The organism is Burkholderia sp. MSMB1826 (genome assembly GCF_001526325.1).
Taxonomy (GTDB): domain Bacteria; phylum Pseudomonadota; class Gammaproteobacteria; order Burkholderiales; family Burkholderiaceae; genus Burkholderia.
Window position 1 is genome coordinate 129,366 of record NZ_LOYN01000043.1, and the last position, 25,627, is coordinate 154,992.

Consider the following 25,627-nt stretch of genomic DNA (forward strand, 5'->3'; position numbering starts at 1 on the left):
ATGCGTGCCCTCGGTCGGGCGGGCTCGCCCCCCATGCGGCCTGTCGCCGAAGCGTGCGTGCAATGGGCGCGTCTGACGGACATCCGCGCGCAATGCATCGTCAATCCGTGGCGGCAGACGCGTCGGCCTCGTCGGGCGCGACCCATCCTGGTCCAGGCTCGGGCTGCACGTCGTGCGCGTCGAGCGGCTCGCCACAGGCCGAGCATACGGTCACCGCGTGCATCAGCTGGCCGCAGGTCCGGTGTCGCAATTGCACCGGCGGCCCCTGGCCGTCGTCCTTCCAGCGATCGCCCCATGCCATCAGCGCGAGCAGCGCCGGGTAGAGGTCGCGGCCTTTTTCCGTCAGCCGGTATTCGAAGCGCGGCGGGCGTTCCTGATACGCGCGCTTGACGAGCACGCCTTCGTCGACGAGCCGCGCCAGCCGTTCGGCCAGCACGTGGCGCGTCAGGCCGAGCTGGGCCTGGAATGCATCGAAGCGGCGGCAGCCGAGGAAGGCGTTGCGCAGGATCAGCATGGTCCAGCGGTCACCGAGCACGGCGAGCGTGCGCGCGACCGAACAGTTCAGCGTGCCGATGTCATCCCATTTCATCGTCGAGTCTCTTGCCTCTTGCGGCGGTCTTGCGGCGGTTCAGCGACATAGCGGGTTCGATTATAGAACCCGCCTTCGGTCGCAATGGGCGCAGCCGCGTTGACAACGACCGGTGTCGCTGCCAATAATGAGTTCCAATTTAGAACTTACTCGCGCGGCGACGCGCTTTCAACCCGGAGACAACCCGATGAATCCGCTTTCCCTGTCTGGCCTGGATCTGCTGCGTGCCGCCGTGTCGGGCGACGCGCCTCTTGCGTCGATTTCGGAGACGATCCCAATGCGTCCGCTCGACGTCGAGCTCGGCTACGTGAAGTTTTCGGCGCGGGCGGATGGCCGCCACCTGAATCCGCTGGGCGGCGTGCACGGCGGGTTCGCCGCGACGGTGCTCGATTCCGTCACCGGGTGCGCGGTGCATTCGATGCTCGACGCGGGCGTCGGTTACGGTACCGTCGATCTGCACGTGAAGATGCTGCGGCCCGTGCCGCGCGACGTCGACCTGATCGCGGAAGGGCGTGTGATTCACCTGTCGCGTTCGCTGGGCGTCGCGGAGGGCACGCTGAAGACGCCGGACGACAAGATCGTCGCGCATGCGTCCGCGACCTGCTTCATCCAGCGGCCGCAGTGACGGCGGGCGGCCGCACCGTCGTCCGGGCAGCAGGCGCGTGAGCGCGCCGGGCCGCCCAAAAGCCGCTTGTAAGCGTGCGCGGCGCCCGCCTGAAGCAACCGCTTCGATGTGATAGCGTTCCTGCTTTCCACCGACGCGACAGGAACAGCATGGAATACCGCACACTCGGCGATTCGGGCATCGAGGTCAGCCTGATCGGTCTCGGCACGATGACGTGGGGCGAGCAGAATTCGGAGCGCGACGCGCACGAGCAGATCGACTATGCGCTCGGGCAGGGCGTGACGCTGATCGACGCCGCGGAGATGTATCCGGTGCCGCCGAAGCCCGACACGCAGGGCCGCACCGAGCAATACATCGGCACCTGGATCGCGCAGCATCGCGCGCAGCGCGATCGCATCGTGCTCGCGACGAAGATCGCGGGGCCGGCGCGGCAGCCGCACAATCCGCGCCACATTCGCGGCGAGGGCAACCAGTTCGACCGCAAGAACCTGACCGAAGCGCTCGATGGCAGCCTCAAGCGCCTGCAGACCGACTACGTCGATCTCTACCAACTGCACTGGCCCGATCGCAGCACGACCACGTTCGGCCGTCCCGCGTATCCGTGGGTCGACGACGCGTACACGGTGCCGATCGAGGAAACGCTCGGCGTGCTCGCGGAATTCGTGAAGGCCGGCAAGGTGCGCGCGATCGGCGTGTCGAACGAAACGCCGTGGGGTGTCGCGCAGTTCCTGCGCGCGGCCGAGCGGCTCGGGTTGCCGCGCATCGCGAGCATCCAGAATCCGTACAGCCTGCTGAACCGAACGTTCGAAAACGGGCTGTCGGAATTCACGCATCGCGACGGCGTCGGCCTGCTCGCGTATTCGCCGCTCGCGTTCGGCTGGCTGTCCGGCAAGTACGAGAACGGCGCGCGTCCGGCCGGCGCGCGCATCACGCTGTTCGAACGCTTCCAGCGCTACAGCAAGCCGCAGGCCGTCGAGGCGACGTCGCGTTACGTCGCGCTCGCGCGGCGTCACGGGCTGTCGCCCGCGCAACTGGCGCTCGCGTTCGTCAACAGCCGCCCGTTCGTGCGCAGCAATCTGGTCGGCGCGACGTCGCTCGAACAGTTGAAGGAGAACATCGGCAGCATCGACGTGACGCTGTCCGACGAGATCCTCGCCGAGATCGACGCATTGCACGAACGGCAGCCGAATCCGGCGCCGTAAACGGCGCGCGTCCCGCGCGGCAGCGATGCCGCGACGGGCCGTGTCGGCGGCGCATGGCTGCGCCGCCGTTTCTCGCGTCAGCGCATCTTCAGCCGCGTGCGCGCGACGAACAGCGCGGCGAGGCTCAGTAGCGCGCACCCGATCAGATAGAGCGCCGGCGACAGCCGGTTGCCGGTCGCGTCGATCAGCCAGGTGATGACGAACGGCGCGAAGCCGCCGAACAGCGTGACGCCGGTGTTGTAGCTGACCGCGAGCCCGGTGGCGCGGGTTTGCGACGGGAACAGTTCGGCCATCAGCGCCGGCAGCGCGCCGCAATACATCGCCTTGAGCGCACCGATCCACACCAGTGCGGCGAGCATCGTCGCGAACGACGCGTGGCGTGTGAGCCATGCGAACGTCGGCCACACGGTCACGAGCATCAGCACGGCGGCGACCGCCATCATGCGGATCCGCCCGGTGCGGTCGGACAGATGGCCGACGACCGGCGTGACGAGCGTCAGCACGAAGCCGGTCGCGAGCGTCGCCGCGAATCCCGTCGAGGCCGGCAGCCCGAGCTGCTTGATCGCGTAGGTCGGCATGTACAGGATCATGTAGTTGATCGCGGTCGAGATCACGAGCGCGCCGATCGACAACAGCAGCCGCAACTTCTGGTGCGCGAACAGCTCACGCACCGGCGCGTCGGAGCGCGCCTGCGTCTTGAATTCGACGCCTTCGTCGACGTAGCGGCGGATGTACAGCCCGACCGGGCCGATCGCGAGGCCGAACAGGAACGGCACGCGCCAGCCCCAGCTTTCGAGTTGCGCGGAACTCAGCGTGGCCGTCAGCAGCGCGCCGAAGCCCGACGCGAGCAACGTCGCGAGGCCTTGGCTCGCGAACTGCCAGCTCGACATGAAGCCGCGCCGCTGCGGCGCATGCTCGACGAGAAACGCGGTCGAACTCGCGAATTCCCCGCCCGCGGAAAAGCCCTGCATCAGCCGCGACAGCATGATCCCGAGCGGCGCGAGAATGCCGATCGACGCGTAGGTCGGCATCAGCGCGATCAGCAGCGTGCCGGCCATCATCATCGCGATCGACAGCAGCAGCGACGCCTTGCGGCCCGCGCGGTCCGCGTACGCGCCGAGCACGAAGCCGCCGATCGGCCGAATCAGGTAGGACAGCCCGAACGTGCCGAGCGTCAGCATCAGCGACGTCGCTTCGCTCGTGGCGGGGAAGAACAGCTTGGCGATCGTGACCGCGAAGAAGCCGTAGACGATCAGGTCGAACCATTCGAGCGCGTTGCCGATCGACGCCGCGAAGATGATGCGGCGGATCTTCGCGGCGCTGGGGCGCGCGGCGTCCTGCGAGGTCAGGGTGGTCGTATTCATCGTGTGTGCAGTCCCGTGAAAGGGGCGAAGCGCGTTACAGGGCGGCGCCGGCTGCGGCGGCTGCCGCGCGGCGAACGGGCGGCGCGTCGTCGCCGAGATCCCAGAAGAGGCCGGCCATCATCTGCAGCCCCTCGCTGACGACGCTCGCGAGCAGATGCTCGTCGGGCGCGTGCTGCGAGCACGCCGGGTACGAGTGCGGCACCCACAGCGTCGGCAGCCCGAGCGTGTCGGCAAACACCTCGTTCGGCAGCGTGCCGCCGAGATTCGGCAGGATCGCGGGCTTCTTGCCGGTGGTGCGCGCGAGCGACGCGACGGCCCAGCGGACCCACGGATCGTCCGGCGGCACGCGCGTCGCCGGTGCGCCGCGGTCGACGTCGATCTCGATGTCGGTGAAGCCGTGCGCATCGAGATGCGCGCGCAGATGCGCATGCAGCGCTTCCCAGTCGGTGCCGACGACGAAGCGCAACTGGCAGTGCGCATACGCGGCGGGCGGGATCGCGTTGACGGGATGCTCCGGGTTGCCGGCCTTGAACGCGAGAATCTCGAACGTGTTCCAGCCGAATACGCGCTCGGCGGCGGACAGGCCGGGCTCGCCCCAGTCGGCGTCGAGCGCCGGGTCGCCGGGGCCGCCGCCGACGGTGAGATCGGCGAGCGCGTCGCGCACGGCAGCCGGGATCGGCGGCGGGCGCAGCCCCGCGACGCGAATCGCGCCGCGCGCGTCGACGAGGCTCGCGAGCGCATGCGCGAGCACGATCGCCGGATTGCGCAGCAGTCCGCCCCAGTTGCCGGAGTGATGCGCGCCGTCGCGGGCGCGCAGGCTCAGCTTGAAGTTGACCGCGCCGCGCGAGCCGAGGAATACCGTCGGGCGCGCGGCGGCGATGCGCGGGCCGTCGGACGCGATCAGCACGTCGGCCGCGAGCGCGTCGCGTTCCCGGCGGCACAGCGCGTCGAGGCCCGGCGACCCGGTTTCCTCGCCCATCTCGATCAGCAGCTTCGCGTTGAAGCCGAGCCGGCCGCCGCGCGCATCGAGCACGCTCGCCAGCGCGGCCAGGTTGATCGAGTGCTGCCCCTTGTTGTCGGCGCTGCCGCGGCCGTACCAGCGGTCGCCGTCGGCCGTCAGCGTCCACGGCGACAGCGGCGCGCGCCACTGCGCGTCGTAGCCGCGCACGACGTCGCCGTGGCCGTAGATCAGCACGGTCGGCAGCGCGTCGTCTTCGTGGCGCGACGCGAGCAGGAACGGGCCGCCGCCGTCGACCGGGTTGTCGACGATTCGCGACGTGAAACCGAGGCGGGCGGCCTCGGGCGCGATCTCGTCGGTCAGGTAGGCGCGCAGCGCGGCGCCGCTGCCGCTTTCCTGGCTTTCGGTGCGCAGGCCGACGCGGCGGCTCAGGGTCGTGAAGAATGCACCGGATTCGAACTGGTTCAGTGCGTGCTGGATGGCGGCGGTACGGCTCAAATCGTGTCTCCTCCGAGGGTTCGCTGCGCGCGGGGCCGTGCTCGCAACGTGAAGTGCGATCGATTCTAGAAAGCCGGTTTTTTTGTCACAATGATCGAATTTCGAACCTTTCTTTGCCGAAAAGGCAAAGCAGCGCGACCGGATGCGGCGCGGAGACAGAACGATGGCGGCTTTCCTGCATGGTGTGGCGTTGCGATATTTCGTCGAGGTGGCGCGTACCGGCTCGATCAGCGACGCGTCCGCGCGGCTGCACGTGGCCGTGTCGGCGATCAGCCGTCAGATCGCGAAGCTGGAGAGCGAGCTCGGCGCGCCGCTGTTCGAGCGGCGACCGCGCGGGATGGCGCTGTCGGAGGCCGGCGAGCGGCTGCTGGCGTTCGCGCAGCGCAGCCTGCTGGAGGCCGAGCACGTGATGAAGGACATCGGCGGGCTCGACGCGCTGCACGGCAGCCTGCTGAAGATCGCGTGCTCGGAGGGGTTCGCGATCGATTTCCTGCCCGGCGTGCTCGCGAGCTTCAAGGCGCGCCACCCGGGCGTCGATTTCATCGTGTGGGTCGTGTCGCCGGCGGACGCGACCCGGCGCGTGCGCGACGGCGATGCGGACATCGCATTGACCTTCAGCCTCGCGCCGGAGAAGGGCGTGCGCGTCGACCACACCGAGCGCGCGCCGGTCTTTGCGCTGGTCCGGCACGATCATCCGCTCGCGGCGCGCGAGGCGGTGTCGCTCGCCGACGTCGCGCGGCACGCGCACGTGCTGCCCGAGGCCGGCACGACGGTGCGCCAGTTGATCGACATCGCGTGCGCGCTCGACGGGTTGCTGCTCGAGCCCGAACTGACGAGCAACAACACCGCGGCGATGTACGGCTACGCGCGGCGCACGGGCGCGGTGATGTTCACCGGGCTGTTGTCGGTGCGCGATCGCTCCGATGCGGACGGCTTCGTCGTCGTGCCCGTGACGAACCCGCAATTGCGCGAACGCAGCATCCAGGTGCAGACGATGGCGGGGCGCGATCTGCCCGCATCGGTGCGCGCGTTCCGCGACCATCTGATCGACGCGATGCAGGCCGCCTCGCCGCCGCCGACCGCCGCGCGAGGCTCGGGACGCCGGCCCGTGAGATAATCGTCAATCCGCCTTCCGTGCCCGTGCGGCTCCCCGAGCCGTATCGCCCTGTTCGACGCCAAATTGAAGAATCTGATTGTCACCCTCGATCGCGCCGGCGAGTTCGACGAGATCATCGACGTGCGCACGCCGCTCGAGTTCGCCGAGGACCATATTCCCGGCGCGCTGAACGCGCCCGTGCTCAGCAACGAAGAGCGCGTGCTCGTCGGCACGATGTACCGTCAGGTATCGCCGTACGAGGCGACGCGCGTCGGCGCGGCGATCGTCGCGCGCAACATCGCGCGCCATCTCGACACGACGTTCGCCGACCGGCCGCGCAACTGGCGGCCGCTGATCTATTGCTGGCGCGGCGGCAAGCGTTCGGGCTCGATGACGACCTGGTTCAACCTGATCGGCTGGAAGGCGCGCCAGCTCGACGGCGGGTACAAGGCGTACCGCCAGTCGGTATGCGCGACGCTCGCCTCGCTGCCGACGCGCTTTCGCTACATCGCGCTCGTCGGCCATACCGGCTGCGGCAAGACGCGCTTGTTGAACGCGCTGCGCGACGTGGGCGCGCAGACCCTCGACCTCGAAGCGCTCGCGTGCCATCGCGGCTCGCTGCTCGGCGCGCTGCCGGGCAAGCCGCAGCCGGCGCAAAAGGGGTTCGATTCGGGGCTCGTCGAGACGCTCGGACGTTTCGACCCCGAATGGCCGGTGTTCGTCGAGTCGGAAAGCCGCCGGATCGGCCTCGTGCAGTTGCCGATCGCGCTGGTCGATGCATTTCACGCGGGGCCGTGGGTGCAGGTCGAGGCGGCCCACGACGAGCGGATCGCGTTCCTGCTCGACGATTACGCGCATCTGTTCGACGAACCCGATGCGTTCAAGGCGCAGCTACATCGGCTGATCGGCCTGCACAGCCGCGAAGAGGTGACGCGCTGGAAGGGGCTGATCGATGCCGGCGCGCGGGCCGATTTGTTCACCGAATTGATCGACAAGCATTACGATCCCGCCTATGCGCGCACTTACCGCGCGACGTACAACAAGCCGAACCGGGCGCTGACGTTCACGTTCCGGCCCAACGCAGCCGACGTGCGCGATCAGGCGCGCAGGCTGCTGGCCGAACTCGCGCAAGCCGGATTGCCGGCATCGGCCGCGCTTGCTGCCGGCGCGACATCCGAAACCGACAAAGACCAATCGACGACCACCGCACGATGACGACCACACGCACCCAACCCACTCCGGCGCTCGGCTGGATGACCTTCCTGCTGATCGCGGTCGCAGGCCTGTTCTATGTGAAATGGTTCCCGTACTACAACAAGGCGCTCGTTGCCGCCGAGCACCATTCGATCGGGCAGTCGATCCTGATGGGCACGTCCGCGGCCGCGCCCGAACCGTCGCTGAAGGCGGCGCTCGACTATGCGTGGGCGTACGGCAAGGCGATCTGGCAGGCGATGGTGCTCGGCCTGCTGCTCGGCTCGGCCGTGCAGGCGCTGCTGCCTGCGCACTGGGTGGCGCGCGTGCTCGGCCGCACGGGATTCGGCAGCGTCGCCGCGGGCGGGCTGCTGTCGCTGCCCGGGATGATGTGCACGTGCTGCGCGGCGCCGGTCGTGGCGGGCCTGCGTGCGCGCCATGCGTCGCCGGGCGGCGCGGTCGCGTTCTGGCTCGGCAATACGGTGCTGAACCCGGCGGCGCTGGTGTTCATGGGCTTCGTGCTCGGCTGGCACTGGAGCGCGCTGCGCATCGTGCTCGGCATCGCGATGGTGTTCGGGATCGGCTATCTGCTGAACCGCATCGCGCGTCCCGAAGACCACGGCATCGACGATGCGCAGCTTGCCGCGCTGGCGGCCGAGCAAGCCGCGGCCGGCAATCCGTTCGTCCGCTGGATGAAACTGCTCGCGCGCATGGCCGTGCGGCTCGTGCCCGAATACATCGTACTCGTGCTGCTACTCGGCGCCGCGCGCGCATGGCTGTTCCCGCATATCGGCCCGGACATCGGCAATCATCTCGGCTGGATCGTCGCGTTCGCGGTCGCGGGCATGCTGTTCGTGATCCCGACGGCCGGCGAGGTGCCGATCATCCAGGCGATGCTGTCGCTCGGCATGGGTGTCGGCCCGGCCGCCGCGCTGCTGATGACGCTGCCGCCGATCAGCGTGCCGTCGCTCGCGATGCTCGCGCGGTCGTTCAAGCCCTACATGCTGGCGATCGTCGCGGCGCTCGTCGTCGTGTTCGGGATCGCGAGCGGCTTGCTCGCGATCGCGTTCGGGTTCTGACGCACGCAAACGGCGCGCCCGTCGCGCGCCATCGCCGTATTCATCCGGCGCCGCCGCTTCACGTGTGCGGCGCCTTTTACAAGAAGCAAACAGGAAAACGCATGACCCAACCGAAGATCCATCCTCGACTCGAAAAGGCGCTGACGCGCGGCGATCTCGCGATCCGCCAGGCCAATTCCGCGCGGGCGACTGCCGTGCTGCAGGCACTCGGCACGATGATCATCGAGGCCTCCGCAACGATCGGTGTCGAGGCCAGCATCGACATTCCGCAAGGCGATCGGATTTACGATCCCGTCAACGGCCTCTGGCCGCAGAAGATGCTGGTGTCGTTCGACGGCCCGGTGGACGAAGCCGACAAGGAAGAGCTGCGCACGGTCTATCTGCTGGCCGACGATCCCGGTACGCAGTTCCGCGTCGAATGGCATCGCGCGGACGGCAAGCTCGGTCGCCAGGAAGGCGGACCGCTCGCGACCGTCGCGTTCCTGACCGACGTCGAGATTCCGTGGAGCGACGACGACGAGTAACGTCGTCGCATGAAGCCGGCGGCCGGTGCGCCGGCCGTCAGCGCATCATCCGCCGCCGGAACAGCCACGCGGACAGCAGGAACCCGCCGACCGCATAGCCGGCGAGCACCGCGACGTGCAACGCGATGTCGGTCGCCGGCCGGCCGAGCATCGCAGGGCGGATCAGCTCGACCGCGTTCGCGAGCGGCAGTGCCTGGGCCGCGTGCTGCGCGAGCGGCGGCAGCTGCGCGATCGGGAAGAACACGCCCGAGAGCAGCAGCATCGGCGTCAGCACGAGCGTCTGATAGAACATGAAGAAATCGTACGACGGTGCGAGCGCCGTGACGATCATCGCGAGACTCGCGAACGCAAGGCCGGCCAGCGCGATCACGGGCAGCACCGCGAGCATCGACGGAAACTGCGCGTAGCCGAGCCCGCCCGCGACGAGCATGATCGCGCCGCCCGACAACATCGCCTTGCTGGCCGCCCAGACGATCTCGCCGAGCACGATGTCGCCGAGTGCGAGCGGCGTATGCATGATCGCTTCCCACGTGCGCTGCACGTGCATCCGCGAGAAACCCGAATACATCGATTCGAAGCTCGCGGACATCATCACGCTCGAGCCGACCGTGCCGGCCGCGAGGAACGCGATGTACGACACGCCGTCGACGTGGCCGAGCATCAGGCCGAGCCCGAAACCCAGCCCGAACAGATAGATCATCGGATCGGCGAGATTGCCGAACATCGATGCGAGCGCGAGCTTGCGCCACACGAGATAGTTGCGCCGCCACACGGCGATCCAGTTGCTGGCGTTCGCCGGCATCGCTATCGCGAGGCGCGATTCGCGCGGCGGGGCCGATGGCGTGGTAGCGGAATAGTGACGGACGTCCATGGTCGATCAATCCTGCATCTCGCGGCCCGTGAGCCGCAGGAACACATCCTCCAGATTGGCCGGGCGATGCAGATAGCGCAGCCCCGGACGGCCCTTGAGTCGTGCGCTGACCGGTTCGGGGTCGGTCACATAGCAGAATAGTGTCTCGCCGCTGATCTCGGTGTGCTTCGCGAAGGCGGACAACTCGTCGCGCAGCGCGGCCGGATCGGGCCCGTAGATCTCGATCACGTCGCAACCGATTTCCGATTCGATCAGCGCGTGCGGCGCGCCTTCGGCGATCTTGCGGCCTTCCTCGATCACGCACAGCCGATCGCACAGGCGCTCGGCTTCCTCCATGAAATGCGTGGTGATCAGGATCGTCTTGCCGCGCGCGAGCAGCGAGCGCAGCCGTTCCCACATCAGGTGCCGCGCTTGAGGGTCGAGGCCCGTCGTCGGTTCGTCGAGCACCAGCACATCGGGATCGTTGACGAGTGCGCGGGCGAGCGTGAGGCGGCGCTTCATGCCGCCCGACAGCTCGCCGACTTTCGCATCGGCCTTGTTCTCGAGCTTCGCGAATTCGAGCAGCGGCGGCACGAGTGCGCGCGCGGCCTGCGCCGACATCCCGAAATAGCGGCTGAACACGAGCAGGTTTTCCCGGACCGTGAAGTCGGGGTCGAGGTTGTCGAACTGCGGGACGACGCCGACCCGCCGGCGCGCATGTCGCGCACGCGATGGAACCGGTTCGCCGCACAGCGAAATGGTGCCTGCATCGGGATGCGCGAGGCCGAGCAGCATCTTCAGCGTCGTGGTCTTGCCGGCGCCGTTCGGCCCGAGCAGGCCGTAGCATTCGCCGGCCTTCACGTTGAAGGACAGACCGTCGACGACGAGCTTGTCGCCATAGTGCTTTTCGACGTTGCGGAAATCGATCGGTGCGACGGACATGGGCGGGTTGTCGTTGTATGCGGGCGCGTTCCGCTGCCGGTGCGCGGCGGGTGGGCGAACGGATCGCGCGAATGCGTGTCACACGGACATGGCCGAAGCATACGACGCCGGTGCGACGCGACCCGCTCGAGATGGAACGGGCCATTCTAGTGCATCGGCTGCATCGCTTCAGCGCATGCCTGCACGGTGCGATGCAGGGGCGCACCGATCGTGCACCGCATCATCGCGCACGCGCCGCGCGGGGCGAATCAGCGTTTTCCATCCCTTGCGTCCTGAATTGCGGCGCACCATGATGAATGCGTAGGCTCGTTGTCGCGATAGGGAGGCTCCATGGCTAGCTACAACAAGATTTTGCTGTGTTACGACGGCACGCTCGAAGGGCGCAAGGCGCTGCGTTGCGGCGCCAATCTCGCAATGGACCTGAAGGCCGAAACGCATTTGCTGTCGGTCGTCGACATGCGTTCGAGTATTGCGCAAAGCGCAGGCTTGCTGACCGATGTCGCATGCGGGCGCTTCGAGGAAACCGCGCGCGAAATCCTGCAGGAAGGCGTGAACTGGCTGCGCGAGCGCGGCGTCCAGGCCGAGGGCCATTTCGCGTTCGGTTATCCGATCGACGAAATCGCGAATCTCGCGTCGGAGCTGAAGGTCGATCTCGTCGTCGTCGGCCACCGGTGCCGCAGCGGATTGTCGAGATGGTGGATGGGGTCGGGCAACACGCAACTGCTCGATCGCGTGAACTGCAGCATTCTGGTGGCGTGTTCGTCAGCGGAAGAGCAGAAGGCCGAAATCGCACGCGAGCGTGAAGCGACCATCGCGAGCGGCAAATGATCTAAAGGCCAGATGGCCGCCTGACCGGCGATGCATGCCGGTCAGGCGGCGCACTGCATCGGCGGCGTGCGCATCGATCGCGGCCTGCTAGGCATGCAGGTCGATGCCGGACAATTTCCACGAGAACAGCCCGAAGCGGTGGAAGATCGCCGCATAACGCGTGCCGTCGGTGCTGCGCTGATACGTCACGACGAATTCATCGATATTTCGGTAGCCCGCGCTGGTTTGCTGCTGATGCGGCGCAGACGTTGCTTCGCTCGGGCTGGCCGGTGCGGCGGGCGCGGGTGCCGGTGCCGATGCCGCCGAAGCGATCGCGTTGCTGCCCGGTGCGCCGGCACTTGCCGGCGCAGGATGGGCAGGCGGTGCGGCAGGCGTGTTGCCGGGTGCATTGCCTGCTGGCGGCGGGTTTGACCACTCGGGCGGACGCTCGCCCGGATTGCCGCGCGGCGGCAATCCGCTCATCAGTGCGGCGACACCCTCCGGGGTCGCGTACGCATCCACCAGCGGGCCAATCAGCGCAGACCCGATCAGCGCGCCGAGCACCGCGAACGGATTGTTTTTCTTCACGGCGTCGATCCGGCGCATCAATTCTTCCGTGACTTGCTGCTTCAGGCTGATGCGCAGCGACGGAAAGTCGACATATTCGCTGATCGCCTGCGCATCACGCGCATCGATCGCCGATTTCAGGCGACCGAGCGCGACATACGGCGACGCGTACGCATAGCCGAGCGTCGCAATGACGGCGACGATCAGCACGACGATCAGCAGGGGCTTGAGGCGCCGTGCGCGGCGCGACGATCCAGTCACGTTGCCTCCGGTGCGGGAACGTTCCGAAATCAGAGACCGCCCGGCGTGGCCGATCGTTCCTCCGCAATGCAGCGATCGATCATTCGGCACACGGCATCGATCGTACCCACCATGATCAGGCGCGAGCGGCCGTGATAGACGCGCACCGGCGCGCGGCGTGCGGGTTCCGCGTGATTCAGACCGGCATTCAGCGATACCCGCGCGAATGCGGGAAGCGCTGACGGCAGCAGGGACGCCTGCCGTTCGACTGCGACTTCTTGTTGCACTGGCGCTGCCGCGGACAGCGGCGCGCAGGGCGTGCGGCCGCGCAGATGACGCAGGCGACCGAATTGACGGAAAGGCAGCAGGCGGGCAAGGCGTTCCATGATGTTCTCCTGGAGAGACGGAATGTCAGAGTTCGCCCGAGCGGATCAGCCCGACGGCGATGCCTTCCAGCGCGAAATCCGCGCTGCCGGCCTTGACGAAGATGTTTTCGTAATCCGGGTTCTCCGCGATCAGCTCGAGGCCGCCGGGCCGGCGCATCAGGCGCTTGACCGTGACGTCGTCGCCGAGACGCGCGACGATGATCTGGCCGTCCTTCGCTTCCGTGCGCTTCTGCACGGCGAGGAGATCGCCGTCGAGAATGCCGGCGTCGCGCATCGACAGGCCGCGCACCTTCAGCAGGTAGTCGGGCTTGCTGGTGAACAGCGCGGGATCGCACGCGTAATGCTGCGAGATATGCTCCTGCGCGAGGATCGGGCTACCGGCCGCGACACGGCCGACGAGCGGCAGCGACAGTTGCATCAGGCCGGCGTGCGGCAGCGTGAATTGGTGCGGGGCATCGTCGATGCCGAGCAGCCGGATGCCGCGCGATGCGCCGGCGGCCAGCTCGATCACGCCCTTGCGCGCCAGCGCGCGCAGATGCTCCTCGGCCGCATTCGGCGAGCTGAAGCCCAGTTCGGCCGCGATCTCGGCGCGGGTGGGCGGGAATCCGGAGCGCTCGATCGCGCGACGGATCAAGTCGAACACTTGCTGCTGACGGGCGGTGAGTTTGGTCATGGCTCAACTGTATGGATAGACAGTGAGCTGTATTTTTATACAGTACTTGGTGAATTTCAAGTGTTACTTGAGGTTCGACGCGATCGCGCCGATTCCGGCGCGATTTCGCGACGCCCGGACGCCGGTTTGTCCGCCGCAACCGTCCGCCCCGCATGCGTTAGCACTTTTGAGTATTAAAAAATGAGGAACGATTATTTTTAATCATGTAACCCGTTCGCTAGACTGGCCCGACATCGCAATACCGACAACACTGGAGAACCAAGGATGGCGAAGCGCAATACGGGGCTGGTGGGCGGCGTGGGCCGCCTGATCGCGACACTCGCGCTGGGCGCGGCGGCGGCGCTGGGCGTCGCGGCGCATGCGCAGGCCGATACGACTTTCCTGAACGTGTCGTACGACCCGACGCGGGAGCTGTATCAGGATTTCAACCAGGCGTTCGGCAAGGAGTGGAAGGCGAAGACGGGCGAAACCGTCAACTTCAAGCAGTCGCACGGCGGCTCGGGCGCGCAGGCGCGCTCGGTGCTCGACGGCCTGCAGGCCGACGTCGTCACGCTGGCGCTGGCGTACGACATCGACGCGCTCGCGAACAAGGGGCTGGTGAGCAAGGATTGGCAGAAGCGCCTGCCCGACAACGCGTCGCCGTACACGTCGACGATCGTGTTCCTCGTGCGCAAGGGCAATCCGAAGGGGATCAAGGACTGGGACGACCTGACCAAGCCGGGCATCTCGATCGTCACGCCGAATCCGAAGACCTCGGGCGGCGCGCGCTGGAACTACCTGGCCGCATGGGCATACGCGCTGCACAAGCCGGGCGGCAACGAGCAGACGGCGAAGGAATTCGTCACGAAGCTCTACAAGAACGCCGGCGTGCTCGATTCGGGCGCGCGGGGCGCGACGACGAGCTTCGTGCAGCGCGGGATCGGCGACGTGCTGATCGCGTGGGAAAACGAGGCGTTCCTGTCGGTCAAGGAATTCGGTACCGACAAATTCGAGATCGTCGTGCCGTCGGTGAGCATCCTGGCCGAGCCGCCCGTCGCGGTGGTCGACAAGGTGGTCGACAAGAAGGGCACGCGCAAGCTGGCCGAGGCCTACCTGAACTTCCTGTACAGCCCGCAGGGGCAGGAAATCGCGGCGCGCAACTATTACCGGCCGCGTTCGAAGAACGTGCCGGCGGAGCTGACCAAGCAGTTCCCGAAGCTGAAGCTGTACACGGTCGACGACACGTTCGGCGGCTGGACGAATGCGCAGAAGACGCATTTCGCGGACGGCGGCGTGTTCGATTCGATCTACAAGCCGCAGTAACGCCATAACGACAAGCGGCGCGCCACGACAGCGCGCCGCATCCCCGACGGCCCGCCGGCGCGATTCATTGCGCCGGCGTTTGCGTCGGGCCCATGAGCAGCATCGACCCAGCAAGAGCATCCGATGACGACGTACACCTTTCGCAAGCCGAGCGCGCTGCCCGGTTTCGGCGTGACACTCGGCATCACGGTGGCCTATTTGAGCCTCGTGGTGCTGATTCCGCTCGCCGCCACGTTCCTGAAGACCGCGACGCTGTCGTGGAGCCAGTTCGTCACCGCCGTCACGTCGCCGCGCGTGCTCGCGTCGTACCGGCTGACGTTCTCGGCCGCGTTCGGCGGCGCGCTGATCAATGCCGTGTTCGGCTTCCTCGTCGCGTGGGTGCTGGTGCGCTACACGTTCCCGTTCAAGCGCCTCGTCGATGCGATCGTCGATCTGCCGTTCGCGCTGCCGACGTCGGTGGCCGGCATCTCGCTCGCGGCCGTGTACGCGACCAACGGCTGGGTCGGCCAGTATCTGGCGCCGCTCGGCATCAAGATCGCGTTCACGCCGGCCGGCGTGCTGGTCGCGCTGACCTTCATCGGGCTGCCGTTCGTCGTGCGCACCGTGCAGCCGGTGCTCGAGGATTTCGAGCGCGAGCAGGAAGAAGCCGCCGCGTGCCTCGGCGCGTCGCGTTGGCTGACGTTCCGGCGCGTCGTGCTGCCGGCCGTGCTGCCGGCGCTGCTCACCGGTTTCGCGCTGGCGTTCGCGCGCGCGCTCGGCGAATACGGATCGGTGATCTTCATCGCCGGCAACGTGCCGATGAAATCCGAGATCACGTCGCTGCTGATCATCACGAAGCTCGAGCAGTACGACTACGCGGGCGCGACCGCGCTGGCGGTTGTGATGCTGGTCGTGTCGTTCCTGATGCTGCTGCTGATCAACACGCTGCAGTGGTATCTGCAGCGCAGGACGAGCAAGGGCGCGAGCGGTCCGGCGCCCGTCGCCGTCAGCGCCGTCGTAGCAGGAGGCCAGCAATGAGCCAGGAGGCCACCGTCGTGCTGAAAACCCCGTCGCCGGCCGCGCGCGCCGCGAAGCGGCTCGACCCCGTCAGCGAGTCGCGCGTCGTGCGCTGGCTGCTCACGGGCATCGCGCTGGCGTTTCTCGCGTTCTTCCTCGTCGTACCGCTCGCCGCGGTGTTCGTCGAGGCGCTGCGCAAGGGCGTCGGCTTCTATCTCGAATCGCTGGCCGATCCCGATGCGTGGTCGGCGATCAAGCTGACGCTGACCGTCGCCGCGATCGCGGTGCCGCTGAACCTTGTGTTCGGCGTGTGCGCATCGTGGGCGATCGCGAAGTTCGAATTCCGCGGCAAGGCGCTGCTGACGACGCTGATCGACCTGCCGTTCTCGGTGTCGCCGGTGATCTCGGGCCTCGTGTACGTGCTGCTGTTCGGCGCGCAGGGCTGGTTCGGGCCGTGGCTGCAGGATCACGACGTCCAGATCATCTTCGCGGTGCCGGGCATCGTGCTCGCGACGATCTTCGTCACGTTCCCGTTCGTCGCGCGCGAGCTGATTCCGCTGATGCAGGCGCAAGGCACCGACGAGGAAGAAGCCGCGCGCGTGCTCGGCGCGTCGGGCTGGCAGATCTTCCGCCGCGTGACGCTGCCGAACGTGAGGTGGGGGCTGCTGTACGGCGTGATCCTGTGCAATGCGCGCGCGATGGGCGAGTTCGGCGCGGTGTCGGTCGTGTCCGGCCACATCCGCGGCGTGACCGACACGATGCCGCTGCACGTGGAGATCCTGTACAACGAATACAACTTCGCGGCGGCGTTCGCGGTAGCGTCGGTGCTGGCGCTGCTCGCGCTCGTCACGCTCGCGCTCAAGCTGATCGCCGAGCGTCATCTCGCGGCCGAACTGGCCGACGCGCACGACGCCGGTCCCGCACATGCCGGCCCTGTCGGCGCCGTTTCGTCGAAATCGTAAAGAGGCAACCAGAATGGGTATCACCGTCCGTAATCTTCAGAAGCGCTTCGGCGATTTCACGGCGCTCGACGACGTGTCGCTCGACTTTCCGCCCGGCGAACTGGTCGCGCTGCTCGGGCCGTCCGGCTGCGGCAAGACCACGCTGCTGCGCGTGATCGCGGGCCTCGAGCACGCGGACGCCGGCCAGGTCGTGCTGCAGGGGCTCGATGTGGCGTCGGTCGGCGCGCGCGACCGCCAGGTCGGCTTCGTGTTCCAGCACTACGCGTTGTTCCGCCACATGACGGTGTTCGAGAACGTCGCGTTCGGGCTGCGCGTGAAGCCGCGCCGCGAGCGGCCGTCGGAAGCCGCGATTCGCGACAAGGTGCACGAGCTGCTCAAGCTCGTGCAGCTCGACTGGCTCGCGCAGCGGTACCCGTCCGAGTTGTCGGGCGGCCAGCGCCAGCGCATCGCGCTGGCCCGCGCGCTCGCGGTCGAGCCGAAGGTGCTGCTGCTCGACGAGCCGTTCGGCGCGCTCGACGCGAAGGTCCGCAAGGAACTGCGCGGCTGGCTGCGTCGGCTGCACGACGACCTGCACATCTCGACGATCTTCGTCACGCACGACCAGGAAGAGGCGCTCGAAGTGGCCGATCGCATCGTCGTGCTGAACCGCGGCCACGTCGAGCAGGTCGGCAGCCCGCAGGACGTCTACGATCATCCGCAAAGCGCGTTCGTGTACGAGTTCCTCGGCGCGGCGAACCGGCTGCCGGGCACGGTCGCCGGGCGTGGCTTCGTCGCCGAGGGCGCGGCTGCGCCGATCGAGGTCGACGCCGATTTCGCGGGCCCCGCGAACGCTTACGTGCGGCCGCACGATCTGCAGCTGTGGCCGGCGGGCGAAGGGCACCGCGACGGTATCGCGGTGGACGTGCGGCGCGTGATTCCGCTCGGCGGTTCGGTGCGCGTGGAGCTCGAGGCGCGCGCGGGCGGCGCGCTCGAGGCGGAACTCGACCGCGACGCATGGCGGGCGCTTTCGCTGCAGGTCGGCGACGGCGCGACGGCCGTGCCGCGCGCCGTGCGGGTGTTTCCCGCCCGGTGACGGGACAATGCAGGGCAGAGGGCGGGATTCGCTCCGATTCGACAATCAAACAACGACAGCCTAAGAGGCATACCCATGAATTTTCAGCAATTGCGGTTCGTGCGCGAAGCGGTGCGCCAGAACATGAACCTGACGGAAGTCGCGAACGTGCTGTACACGTCGCAGTCGGGCGTGTCGAAACAGATCAAGGATCTGGAGGATGAGCTCGGCGTCGACATCTTCATTCGGCGCGGCAAGCGGCTGACGGGGCTCACGGAGCCGGGCAAGGCGGTGCACCAGCTGATCGAGCGGATGCTGCTGGACGCCGAGAACCTGCGCCGCGTCGCGCGCCAGTTCGCCGATCAGGACAGCGGCCACCTCGTCGTCGCGACCACGCACACGCAGGCGCGCTACGCGCTGCCGAAGGTGATCCGGCAGTTCACCGACGTGTTCCCGAAGGTGCATCTCGCGCTGCGCCAGGGCAGCCCGCAGCAGATCGCGCAGATGATCCTGAACGGCGAGGCCGATCTCGGCATCTCGACCGAAGCGCTCGACCGCTATCCGGACATCGTCACGTTCCCGTGCTATTCGTGGCACCACACGGTCGTCGTGCCGAAGGGCCACCCGCTCGTCGGCCGCGAGAACCTGACGCTCGAGGAGATTGCCGAGTACCCGATCATCACGTACGACCAGGACTTCACGGGCCGCTCGCACATCGACCAGGCGTTCGCGCAGGCGGGCGCCGTGCCGGACGTCGTGCTGACCGCGATCGACGCGGACGTGATCAAGACCTACGTCGAGCTCGGAATGGGGATCGGCGTCGTCGCGGCGATGGCCTACGATCCGCAGCGCGACACGGGGCTCGTCGCGCTCGACACGCAGCACCTGTTCGAGGCGAGCACGACGCGGGTCGGCCTGCGCAAGGGCGCGTTCCTGCGTGCGTATGCGTACCGGCTGATCGAAATGTTCGCGCCGCATCTGAACGAAGCGGAAATCGCGGGGCTGTTGCGCGAAGCCGTTTGATCGGTGCATGTCGCCTGCCGTCCGGGCAGATACCGCGGACGGTGCGCGACGTGCGCCGCGCATAGCCTGCCGCACACCGCACGGGGCGGCGGAGGGGATTGCCGCCGGCGCGTCCGAATCATCAGCCGAGGCATCCGATCGAGTGCGTCGCGTCAGGGCGATCGGCGCGCGTTTCCGTGCCAACAGAAAAACAAGAACGGTCTGCAACGCCGAATCTCGGCGCGGAACGCCAGATCGGCAACCATCCTCGTTCACGAGGCAGCGCGATACGAATCGCCGGTTCCGTTACAGTCGACCGCATATCGGGCCGGTGGATGCCGGCGATCCGCGTGCCGATCGCGTCGTTCGCGCCGAACCGCTTCATCGTCGGCCCGCCGCCTGCGACGCGCATCGGCGAGCCGCCGTCGGCATCGCGAGTGTCGCATTTGCGCGTCGCGGAGCGCGCTCGCGCGCTCCGAATAAACCCTTAAATATTGATCAGACAGGTTGCGCGCCGAAGCGAATCGGTACAGCATAGCCTTCACTCCGCCGGCGTCCCGCCGGCGGTGGCGCGTCGACGACAGCACGCGCCAGGCAGTCGGCCGTCTGCCTTGCTTCCATTCCGTGGTACCGACAGCAGCATCGATGGCCATTGCCCGGGTAGTGTGGCGCAAACGTTTGCTCACATTAAAACAACAACCAGATAACAATCCGGCCCTTCGGGCCAGTCGCCAGGAGATGTGTATGAATGTCCGCTTTCGCCGTCGCTTCCTGACCGCCGCGCTCGCCGCCGTCGCGGTGGCCGCCGCACCGGCTGTCCACGCGCAATCCGCAGCCAAGCCGAAGGTCGCGCTCGTGATGAAGTCGCTCGCCAACGAGTTCTTCCTGACCATGGAAACGGGCGCGAAGGAATACCAGAAACACAACGCGAACCAGTTCGACCTGGTCACCAACGGCATCAAGGACGAGACCGACACCGCGAACCAGATTCGCATCGTCGAGCAGATGATCGTCTCGAAGGTCGATGCGATCGTGCTCGCGCCGGCCGATTCGAAGGCGCTCGTACCGGTCGTGAAGAAGGCCGTCGACGCCGGCATCGTCGTCGTCAACATCGACAACCGGCTCGATCCCGACGTGCTGAAGTCGAAGAACCTGAACGTGCCGTTCGTCGGCCCGGACAACCGCAAGGGCGCGCGCAAGGTCGGCGATTACCTCGCGAAGCGGCTGAAGGCGGGCGACCAGGTCGGCATCGTCGAAGGCGTGTCGACGACCACCAACGCCCAGCAGCGCACGGCCGGCTTCCAGGATGCGATGAAGGCGGGCGGGATGAAGGTCGTGTCGGTGCAGTCGGGCGAATGGGAGATCGACAAGGGCAATGCGGTGGCGGCCGCGATGCTCAACGAATACCCGAACCTGAAGGCGCTGCTGTGCGGCAACGACAACATGGCGATCGGCGCCGTGTCGGCCGTGCGCGCGGCCGGCAAGCAGGGCAAGGTGCTCGTGGTCGGCTACGACAACATCAACGCGATCAAGCCGATGCTGAAGGACGGCCGCGTGCTCGCGACCGCCGACCAGTACGCGGCGAAGCAGGCCGTGTTCGGCATCGACACGGCGCTCAAGGCGATCGCCGAGCATCGCAAGCAGGCCGACATGTCCGGCGTGGTCGAGACGCCGGTGGATCTCGTGACGAAGTAACGCCGCACCGGTCCGGCCGCCGCCCTCAAGAATCCGGCGCGGCGGCCGTTATCCGGTGTGAGCGCGATCACGGCCACTGCATGCACATGCACTTGTGAGCGTCATATCCGCGCGCCCCGGGCGCGCGGCCGCAACCAGGATCGCGATGGAACCGACCTTCCAACCCTCCCGTTCAGCCCACCCCGTGCTGGCCGTATCCGGCATCGGCAAGACCTATGCCGAACCCGTGCTCGCCGACGTCACGCTGACGCTCGACGCGGGCCAGGCGCTCGCGCTGACGGGCGAGAACGGCGCCGGCAAGAGCACGCTGTCGAAGATCATCGGCGGGCTCGTCGACCCGACCGCCGGCACGATGCAGCTCGGCGGCCAGGTCTATGCGCCGGCGAGCCGCACGCAGGCCGAGGCGCTCGGCGTGCGCATGGTGATGCAGGAACTGAACCTGCTGCCGACGCTGAGCGTCGCCGAAAACCTGTTCCTGAACCGCCTGCCGCGGCGCTTCGGGATCATCGATCGCGTGCGGCTGCGCGACGACGCGCGCGCGGCGATGGCGCAGGTCGGGCTCGACGCGGTCGATCCGGATACGCCGGTCGGCGCGCTCGGCATCGGCCACCAGCAGATGGTCGAGATCGCGCGCAACCTGATCGGCGACTGCCGCGTGCTGATTCTCGACGAGCCGACCGCGATGCTGACCGCGCGCGAAGTCGAGCTGCTGTTCGAGCAGATCGACCGGCTGAAGGCGCGCGGCGTCGCGATCGTCTACATCTCGCACCGGCTCGAAGAGCTCGCGCGCGTCGCCGAGCGCGTCGCGGTGCTGCGCGACGGCCGGCTCGTGCATGCGGGCGACATGGCGGCGACGACGTCCGACGGGCTCGTCACGCTGATGGTCGGGCGCGAGATCGGCGAACACATCGATCTCGGCGAACGGCGTTTCGGCGCGCCGCGGCTCGCGGTGTCGGGCCTCACGCGCGGGACGGCCGTGCGCGACGTGTCGCTCGAGGTACGCGCGGGCGAGATCTTCGGCATCTCGGGGTTGATCGGCGCGGGCCGCACCGAGCTGCTGCGGCTGATCTACGGCGCCGACACGCCGGATGCGGGGACGATCGCGGTGGGCCAGCCGCTGAAGCCGGCGCGGATCGCGTCGCCGGTCGACGCGGTGCGGCAGGGCATCGCGCTGATCACCGAGGATCGCAAGGGCGAGGGGCTGCTGCTGTCGCAGTCGATCACCGCGAACGTGTCGCTTGGCCAGCTCGACCGGCTCGCGCGCGGCGGCATCGTCGATGCGGCGCGCGAGACCGCGCTCGCCGAGCAGCAGATCGACGCGCTGCGCATCCGCACGCACGGGGCGACGCAGCCGGTCGGCGAACTGTCGGGCGGCAACCAGCAGAAGGTCGTGATCGGCCGCTGGCTCGCGCGCGACATGGGCGTGCTGCTGTTCGACGAGCCGACGCGCGGGATCGACGTCGGCGCCAAATTCGAGATCTACACTTTGATGGGCGCGCTCGCGCGCGAAGGCCGCGCGCTCGTGGTCGTATCGAGCGACCTGCGCGAGCTGATGCTGATCTGCGACCGGATCGGCGTGATGTCGGCCGGCCGGATGACGGCCGTGTTCGAGCGCGGCAACTGGACCCAGGATGCACTGCTGGCCGCGGCGTTCGCCGGCTTCGGCCGCGAGACGCCAGCGGCCGCCATGCAGCATCCGGATGCGGGGCAGGCGCGCGGCGCCGCTCCGGGCACTTCGACGACAGGACCACAGCAATGACCCAGCCTCCCGTATCCCCGACCGACGCAGGCGCGCAGCAGGACGTGACGGGGCGCCGCGCGCGCACGCTGTCCGGCACGCGGCTCGGCCTGTCGAACTATCTCGGGCTCGCCGGCGCGCTGGCCGCGATGATCGCGCTGTTTTCGGCGCTGAGCGCGCATTTCCTGACCTACGACACGTTCAGCACGATCGCGAACCAGATTCCCGATCTCGTCGTGATGTCGGTCGGGATGACCTTCGTGCTGATCATCGCCGGGATCGACCTGTCGGTCGGCTCGGTGCTCGCGCTGGCCGCGTCGATGGTCAGCGTCGCCGCGCTGAAATGGCAGTGGGGGCCGCTGCCGGCCGCGCTGATCGGAATCGCGGTCGCGACCGCGACGGGCGCGCTGACCGGCGCCGTCACGGTCGGCTGGCGGATTCCGTCGTTCATCGTGTCGCTCGGCGTGCTGGAGGCCGCTCGCGGCCTCGCGTACCAGCTGACGAATTCGCGCACCGCGTATATCGGCGACGCGTTCGATTTCCTGTCGAACCCGATCGCGCTGGGCATCTCGCCGGCGTTCCTGATCGCGGTCGCGGTGATGATCGCGGCCCAGTTCGTGCTCACGCGCACGGTGTTCGGGCGCTATCTGATCGGGATCGGCACGAACGAGGAAGCGGTGCGACTTGCGGGGGTTAACCCGCGGCCGTATAAAATTCTCGTATTCGCACTGATGGGCGCGCTCGCGGGGCTCGCGTCGCTGTTCCAGATTTCGCGGCTCGAGGCGGCCGATCCGAACGCGGGCGCGGGCCTCGAACTGCAGGTCATCGCCGCCGTCGTGATCGGCGGCACGAGCCTGATGGGCGGGCGCGGTTCGGTGATCAGCACGTTCTTCGGCGTGTTGATCATCTCCGTGCTGGCCGCGGGGCTGGCGCAGATCGGTGCGAACGAGCCGACGAAACGGATCATCACGGGTGCGGTCATCGTGGTGGCGGTCGTGCTCGATACGTATCGCAGCCGGCGTACGCGCGTGCGGTAAAAAGACACACAGAACAGACCAGAGAGAAACGGGAAATGGCGACGATCAAGGATGTGGCGGCCATGGCGGGCGTGTCGTTTACGACCGTCTCGCACGTGGTGAACAATTCGCGGCCGGTGTCCGCGGATGTGCGTGCGAAGGTCGAGGGCGCGATCCGCGAGCTGAATTACGTGCCGTCGGCCGTGGCGCGCTCGCTGAAGGCACGGGCGACGGCGACCATCGGCCTCGTCGTGCCGAACAGCACGAATCCGTACTTCGCGGAGCTTGCGCGCGGCATCGAGGATCAGTGCGCGGCCAACGGCTATTGCGTGTTCTTCTGCAATTCGGACGACGATCCCGTGAAGCAGCGCAATTACCTGCGCGTGCTGCAGGAGAAACGCATCGACGGTCTGATCGTCGCGTCGGCGGGCGAGGACGCGGTGCTCGCGCAGACGCTCGCCGATATCCACGCGCCGCTCGTCGTCGTCGATCGCAACATCGAGGGGCTCGCAGCCGATCTCGTCCAGATCGACCACGAGCGCGGCGCGTACCTGGCCACGCGCCATCTGCTCGAACTCGGGCACGCGAAGATCGGCTGCATCACCGGGCCGACCGACACCGCCGTCAGCGCGATGCGCGTGCACGGCTTCATCCGTGCGATGGCCGAGCGCGGGGTCGACATCGTGCCGGGCGCGATCGCCGAAAGCGATTTCTCGTGCCTGGGCGGCTATCACGCGGCGTCGCGGCTGTTCGAATCGGTGCGGCCGAGCGCGATCTTCGCGGGCAACGACCTGATGGGGGTCGGCGCGCTGCGCGCGGCGGCCGAGCGCGGGATGCGCGTGCCCGACGACTGCTCGATCATCGGGTTCGACGACATCGAATTTTCCCGCTACACGTATCCGGCGCTGTCGACGGTCGGCCAGTCGGTGCGCGCGCTCGGCGAAATGGCCGCGCAGACGCTGATCGAACGGATCGGCGGCGGTTCGAGCGCCGTGCCGAGCCGCCGCCGCGTCGTGTCGCCGCGCCTCGTGCTGCGCGAATCGACGGCGGTCTACCGCGAGCCGGCCGCGCCGGGCGCCCGCGCATGACGGCGAGCGCAATCGGCACCGGCCGCGTGACGGTGGTCGGCAGCCTCAACATGGATCTCGTCGTGCGGGCGCCGCGCTTGCCGCTGCCGGGCGAAACGCTGGCCGGGCACGCGTTCGCGCAGGCAGCGGGCGGCAAGGGCGGCAATCAGGCCGTCGCCGCCGCCCGGCTCGGCGCGCAGGTCGCGATGATCGGCTGCGTCGGCGCGGATGCGCACGGCGCGGCACTGCGCGCGGGCCTCGAGGTCGAGGGAATCGACTGCACGGGGCTCGCGACGAGCGCGTCGGCGTCGACCGGCGTCGCGCTGATCGTCGTCGACGATGCGAGCCAGAACGCGATCGTGATCGTCGCAGGCGGCAACGGCGAGGTCACGACCGACACGATCGCCCGGCACGAGGCCGCGCTCGCCGCGGCCGACGTGCTGATCTGCCAGCTCGAGACGCCGCCGGACGCGGTGTTCGCGGCCTTGTCGGCCGGGCGCCGGCTCGGCCGCACGGTGGTGCTCAATCCGGCCCCGGCCGTCGCGCCGCTGCCGGACGGCTGGCTGCCGCTCGTCGATTACCTGATCCCGAACGAGGTCGAGGCGGCCGCGCTCACCGGGCTGCCCGTGCGCGACCCGACGGAGGCCGAGGCCGCTGCACGGGCGCTCCAGGCCGGCGGTGCGCGCAACGTGCTGGTCACGCTCGGTGCGCGCGGCGTGCTCGCGTTGACGGCCGACGGCGCCGCGCGACACTATCCGGCGCCGGTCGTGCAGGCCGTCGACACGACGGCGGCCGGCGACACCTTCATCGGCGGCTTTTCCGCACGGCTCGCGGGGGGCGCGGACGTCGACACGGCCATCCGCTTCGCGCAACGCGCGGCGGCGCTGTCGGTCACGCGCGCGGGCGCACAACCGTCGATTCCGAGCCGCATCGAACTGGCCGACTAGGGCCGGATCACCGTTTTCCGGTTCCGCTACGCGGCCCGCCCGTCGCACGAGACGGCCGGCCGCGTACCGGCGCGCCTTTATCCTGTTCGTCATTCCGACCCGAATTGCGTCAATAATTCAGCTATTTGTAATAAACAGACGAATAATTCGAAATAATGACGCCAAAACCATCAAGTTATGCGCCACACGGTCGTAATTGCACCGAGTGAAGCAATGCTTCGAGCCAACGGGCCGAGCCCGTTCATGACGACGCAATACAG

At 67.9% G+C, this 25,627-nt stretch carries 26 protein-coding genes; 17 read left to right on the forward strand and 9 right to left on the reverse strand.

Annotated features, from left to right (window positions below; translation table 11 throughout):
• Positions 1–100 precede the first annotated feature (100 nt).
• Positions 101–589 (reverse strand): winged helix-turn-helix transcriptional regulator, encoded by a 489-nt coding sequence (locus WS95_RS24345; RefSeq protein WP_034207235.1) that lies wholly within the window; start codon positions 587–589, stop codon positions 101–103.
• A gap of 187 nt (positions 590–776) precedes the next feature.
• On the opposite strand from WS95_RS24345, the gene WS95_RS24350 reads away from it, so the two are divergent.
• On the forward strand, positions 777–1,214 hold the full coding sequence (locus tag WS95_RS24350) for a PaaI family thioesterase (protein ID WP_006484216.1): 438 nt from the start codon (positions 777–779) through the stop codon (positions 1,212–1,214).
• A 149-nt stretch (positions 1,215–1,363) separates the two neighbouring features.
• Positions 1,364–2,416, forward strand: coding sequence for an NADP(H)-dependent aldo-keto reductase (locus WS95_RS24355; RefSeq protein ID WP_059785601.1), 1,053 nt, complete (start codon positions 1,364–1,366; stop codon positions 2,414–2,416).
• A 77-nt stretch (positions 2,417–2,493) separates the two neighbouring features.
• Here the strand turns inward: WS95_RS24355 and WS95_RS24360 are convergent, their stop codons facing one another.
• Together WS95_RS24360 and WS95_RS24365 are read right to left on the reverse strand one after the other, a co-directional pair.
• The gene (locus tag WS95_RS24360) at positions 2,494–3,780 is read right to left on the reverse strand and encodes an MFS transporter (RefSeq protein WP_059785604.1); all 1,287 of its coding nucleotides are present in this window, start codon (positions 3,778–3,780) and stop codon (positions 2,494–2,496) included.
• 34 nt (positions 3,781–3,814) lie between these two features.
• A complete protein-coding gene (locus WS95_RS24365) occupies positions 3,815–5,236 on the reverse strand; it encodes a M20 family metallopeptidase (protein ID WP_059826590.1) in 1,422 nt (473 codons plus the stop codon).
• A gap of 163 nt (positions 5,237–5,399) precedes the next feature.
• Here WS95_RS24365 and WS95_RS24370 point away from each other — a divergent pair, with 163 nt between their 5' ends.
• From WS95_RS24370 to WS95_RS24385, 4 genes are all read left to right on the forward strand, one after another.
• Complete coding sequence (locus WS95_RS24370; protein WP_059826772.1) at positions 5,400–6,353, forward strand: LysR substrate-binding domain-containing protein; 954 nt, start codon at positions 5,400–5,402, stop codon at positions 6,351–6,353.
• 63 nt (positions 6,354–6,416) lie between these two features.
• On the forward strand, positions 6,417–7,547 hold the full coding sequence (mnmH, locus tag WS95_RS24375) for a tRNA 2-selenouridine(34) synthase MnmH (protein WP_034207240.1): 1,131 nt from the start codon (positions 6,417–6,419) through the stop codon (positions 7,545–7,547).
• A complete protein-coding gene (locus tag WS95_RS24380; RefSeq protein WP_059826591.1) occupies positions 7,544–8,602 on the forward strand; it encodes a permease in 1,059 nt (352 codons plus the stop codon). Before mnmH ends, WS95_RS24380 begins: the two co-directional genes overlap by 4 nt.
• 101 nt (positions 8,603–8,703) lie before the next feature.
• Complete coding sequence (locus tag WS95_RS24385) at positions 8,704–9,126, forward strand: hypothetical protein (RefSeq protein ID WP_034207242.1); 423 nt, start codon at positions 8,704–8,706, stop codon at positions 9,124–9,126.
• A 37-nt stretch (positions 9,127–9,163) separates the two neighbouring features.
• On the opposite strand, the gene WS95_RS24390 is transcribed toward WS95_RS24385, so the two are convergent.
• Positions 9,164–9,997, reverse strand: coding sequence for an ABC transporter permease (locus WS95_RS24390; RefSeq protein ID WP_034207243.1), 834 nt, complete (start codon positions 9,995–9,997; stop codon positions 9,164–9,166).
• 6 nt (positions 9,998–10,003) lie between these two features.
• On the reverse strand, positions 10,004–10,918 hold the full coding sequence (gene nodI / locus WS95_RS24395) for a nodulation factor ABC transporter ATP-binding protein NodI (RefSeq protein WP_059826592.1): 915 nt from the start codon (positions 10,916–10,918) through the stop codon (positions 10,004–10,006).
• A 330-nt stretch (positions 10,919–11,248) separates the two neighbouring features.
• Between nodI and WS95_RS24400 the strand changes: the two genes are divergently transcribed.
• Entirely contained in the window at positions 11,249–11,746 is a 498-nt protein-coding gene (locus WS95_RS24400; RefSeq protein ID WP_059498982.1) for a universal stress protein, read from the forward strand.
• Between the two features lie 87 nt (positions 11,747–11,833).
• Here the strand turns inward: WS95_RS24400 and WS95_RS24405 are convergent, their stop codons facing one another.
• The 3 genes from WS95_RS24405 to lexA are packed head-to-tail and all read right to left on the reverse strand — an operon-like array spanning position 11,834 to position 13,591.
• Complete coding sequence (locus tag WS95_RS24405; protein ID WP_059826595.1) at positions 11,834–12,553, reverse strand: DUF2939 domain-containing protein; 720 nt, start codon at positions 12,551–12,553, stop codon at positions 11,834–11,836.
• Positions 12,554–12,582: 29 nt separating this feature from the next.
• Positions 12,583–12,918 carry a hypothetical protein gene (locus tag WS95_RS24410; protein WP_034207247.1) on the reverse strand — a complete coding sequence of 112 codons (336 nt, stop codon included), beginning with the start codon at positions 12,916–12,918 and terminating at the stop codon, positions 12,583–12,585.
• 25 nt (positions 12,919–12,943) lie between these two features.
• Positions 12,944–13,591: a transcriptional repressor LexA gene (gene lexA, locus WS95_RS24415; RefSeq protein WP_006476077.1), complete on the reverse strand. Its 648-nt coding sequence runs from the start codon at positions 13,589–13,591 to the stop codon at positions 12,944–12,946.
• 264 nt (positions 13,592–13,855) lie between these two features.
• On the opposite strand from lexA, the gene WS95_RS24420 reads away from it, so the two are divergent.
• From WS95_RS24420 to WS95_RS24440, 5 genes are all read left to right on the forward strand, one after another.
• Positions 13,856–14,893 carry a sulfate ABC transporter substrate-binding protein gene (locus WS95_RS24420; protein WP_059785625.1) on the forward strand — a complete coding sequence of 346 codons (1,038 nt, stop codon included), beginning with the start codon at positions 13,856–13,858 and terminating at the stop codon, positions 14,891–14,893.
• 123 nt (positions 14,894–15,016) lie between these two features.
• Positions 15,017–15,910 carry a sulfate ABC transporter permease subunit CysT gene (gene cysT / locus WS95_RS24425; RefSeq protein ID WP_059826596.1) on the forward strand — a complete coding sequence of 298 codons (894 nt, stop codon included), beginning with the start codon at positions 15,017–15,019 and terminating at the stop codon, positions 15,908–15,910.
• A complete protein-coding gene (gene cysW / locus WS95_RS24430) occupies positions 15,907–16,851 on the forward strand; it encodes a sulfate ABC transporter permease subunit CysW (protein ID WP_059785626.1) in 945 nt (314 codons plus the stop codon). The genes cysT and cysW overlap by 4 nt, the downstream gene beginning before the upstream one ends.
• 13 nt (positions 16,852–16,864) lie before the next feature.
• Positions 16,865–17,923 (forward strand): sulfate/molybdate ABC transporter ATP-binding protein, encoded by a 1,059-nt coding sequence (locus WS95_RS24435; RefSeq protein ID WP_059785629.1) that lies wholly within the window; start codon positions 16,865–16,867, stop codon positions 17,921–17,923.
• Positions 17,924–17,998: 75 nt separating this feature from the next.
• The gene (locus WS95_RS24440; RefSeq protein WP_034207252.1) at positions 17,999–18,925 is read left to right on the forward strand and encodes a CysB family HTH-type transcriptional regulator; all 927 of its coding nucleotides are present in this window, start codon (positions 17,999–18,001) and stop codon (positions 18,923–18,925) included.
• A gap of 121 nt (positions 18,926–19,046) precedes the next feature.
• On the opposite strand, the gene WS95_RS35140 is transcribed toward WS95_RS24440, so the two are convergent.
• Positions 19,047–19,316 (reverse strand): hypothetical protein, encoded by a 270-nt coding sequence (locus WS95_RS35140; RefSeq protein WP_156444573.1) that lies wholly within the window; start codon positions 19,314–19,316, stop codon positions 19,047–19,049.
• A 332-nt stretch (positions 19,317–19,648) separates the two neighbouring features.
• On the opposite strand from WS95_RS35140, the gene WS95_RS24445 reads away from it, so the two are divergent.
• The 5 genes from WS95_RS24445 to rbsK all read left to right on the forward strand — a co-directional run bounded on the left by WS95_RS24445 (position 19,649) and on the right by rbsK (position 25,367).
• Positions 19,649–20,599 (forward strand): sugar ABC transporter substrate-binding protein, encoded by a 951-nt coding sequence (locus WS95_RS24445; protein ID WP_059498976.1) that lies wholly within the window; start codon positions 19,649–19,651, stop codon positions 20,597–20,599.
• 145 nt (positions 20,600–20,744) lie between these two features.
• Positions 20,745–22,358: a sugar ABC transporter ATP-binding protein gene (locus tag WS95_RS24450; protein ID WP_059826597.1), complete on the forward strand. Its 1,614-nt coding sequence runs from the start codon at positions 20,745–20,747 to the stop codon at positions 22,356–22,358.
• Positions 22,355–23,374 carry an ABC transporter permease gene (locus tag WS95_RS24455; RefSeq protein WP_034207255.1) on the forward strand — a complete coding sequence of 340 codons (1,020 nt, stop codon included), beginning with the start codon at positions 22,355–22,357 and terminating at the stop codon, positions 23,372–23,374. The genes WS95_RS24450 and WS95_RS24455 overlap by 4 nt, the downstream gene beginning before the upstream one ends.
• Before the next feature lie 35 nt (positions 23,375–23,409).
• Positions 23,410–24,441 (forward strand): LacI family DNA-binding transcriptional regulator, encoded by a 1,032-nt coding sequence (locus WS95_RS24460; protein WP_034207256.1) that lies wholly within the window; start codon positions 23,410–23,412, stop codon positions 24,439–24,441.
• Complete coding sequence (gene rbsK / locus WS95_RS24465; protein ID WP_059785642.1) at positions 24,438–25,367, forward strand: ribokinase; 930 nt, start codon at positions 24,438–24,440, stop codon at positions 25,365–25,367. Before WS95_RS24460 ends, rbsK begins: the two co-directional genes overlap by 4 nt.
• Positions 25,368–25,627 lie beyond the last annotated feature (260 nt).

What these genes read in the sequence shown, in the direction of transcription:
- WS95_RS24345 (WP_034207235.1), bottom strand. Translation starts at nt 589, where the DNA reads ATGAAATGGGATGACATCGGCACGCTGAACTGTTCGGTCGCGCGCACG.
- WS95_RS24350 (WP_006484216.1), top strand. Translation starts at nt 777, where the DNA reads ATGAATCCGCTTTCCCTGTCTGGCCTGGATCTGCTGCGTGCCGCCGTG.
- WS95_RS24355 (WP_059785601.1), top strand. Translation starts at nt 1,364, where the DNA reads ATGGAATACCGCACACTCGGCGATTCGGGCATCGAGGTCAGCCTGATC.
- WS95_RS24360 (WP_059785604.1), bottom strand. Translation starts at nt 3,780, where the DNA reads ATGAATACGACCACCCTGACCTCGCAGGACGCCGCGCGCCCCAGCGCC.
- WS95_RS24370 (WP_059826772.1), top strand. Translation starts at nt 5,400, where the DNA reads ATGGCGGCTTTCCTGCATGGTGTGGCGTTGCGATATTTCGTCGAGGTG.
- WS95_RS24380 (WP_059826591.1), top strand. Translation starts at nt 7,544, where the DNA reads ATGACGACCACACGCACCCAACCCACTCCGGCGCTCGGCTGGATGACC.
- WS95_RS24385 (WP_034207242.1), top strand. Translation starts at nt 8,704, where the DNA reads ATGACCCAACCGAAGATCCATCCTCGACTCGAAAAGGCGCTGACGCGC.
- WS95_RS24390 (WP_034207243.1), bottom strand. Translation starts at nt 9,997, where the DNA reads ATGGACGTCCGTCACTATTCCGCTACCACGCCATCGGCCCCGCCGCGC.
- nodI (WP_059826592.1), bottom strand. Translation starts at nt 10,918, where the DNA reads ATGTCCGTCGCACCGATCGATTTCCGCAACGTCGAAAAGCACTATGGC.
- WS95_RS24400 (WP_059498982.1), top strand. Translation starts at nt 11,249, where the DNA reads ATGGCTAGCTACAACAAGATTTTGCTGTGTTACGACGGCACGCTCGAA.
- WS95_RS24410 (WP_034207247.1), bottom strand. Translation starts at nt 12,918, where the DNA reads ATGGAACGCCTTGCCCGCCTGCTGCCTTTCCGTCAATTCGGTCGCCTG.
- lexA (WP_006476077.1), bottom strand. Translation starts at nt 13,591, where the DNA reads ATGACCAAACTCACCGCCCGTCAGCAGCAAGTGTTCGACTTGATCCGT.
- WS95_RS24420 (WP_059785625.1), top strand. Translation starts at nt 13,856, where the DNA reads ATGGCGAAGCGCAATACGGGGCTGGTGGGCGGCGTGGGCCGCCTGATC.
- cysT (WP_059826596.1), top strand. Translation starts at nt 15,017, where the DNA reads ATGACGACGTACACCTTTCGCAAGCCGAGCGCGCTGCCCGGTTTCGGC.
- cysW (WP_059785626.1), top strand. Translation starts at nt 15,907, where the DNA reads ATGAGCCAGGAGGCCACCGTCGTGCTGAAAACCCCGTCGCCGGCCGCG.
- WS95_RS24435 (WP_059785629.1), top strand. Translation starts at nt 16,865, where the DNA reads ATGGGTATCACCGTCCGTAATCTTCAGAAGCGCTTCGGCGATTTCACG.
- WS95_RS24440 (WP_034207252.1), top strand. Translation starts at nt 17,999, where the DNA reads ATGAATTTTCAGCAATTGCGGTTCGTGCGCGAAGCGGTGCGCCAGAAC.
- WS95_RS35140 (WP_156444573.1), bottom strand. Translation starts at nt 19,316, where the DNA reads ATGCGCGTCGCAGGCGGCGGGCCGACGATGAAGCGGTTCGGCGCGAAC.
- WS95_RS24445 (WP_059498976.1), top strand. Translation starts at nt 19,649, where the DNA reads ATGAATGTCCGCTTTCGCCGTCGCTTCCTGACCGCCGCGCTCGCCGCC.
- WS95_RS24450 (WP_059826597.1), top strand. Translation starts at nt 20,745, where the DNA reads ATGGAACCGACCTTCCAACCCTCCCGTTCAGCCCACCCCGTGCTGGCC.
- WS95_RS24455 (WP_034207255.1), top strand. Translation starts at nt 22,355, where the DNA reads ATGACCCAGCCTCCCGTATCCCCGACCGACGCAGGCGCGCAGCAGGAC.
- WS95_RS24460 (WP_034207256.1), top strand. Translation starts at nt 23,410, where the DNA reads ATGGCGACGATCAAGGATGTGGCGGCCATGGCGGGCGTGTCGTTTACG.
- rbsK (WP_059785642.1), top strand. Translation starts at nt 24,438, where the DNA reads ATGACGGCGAGCGCAATCGGCACCGGCCGCGTGACGGTGGTCGGCAGC.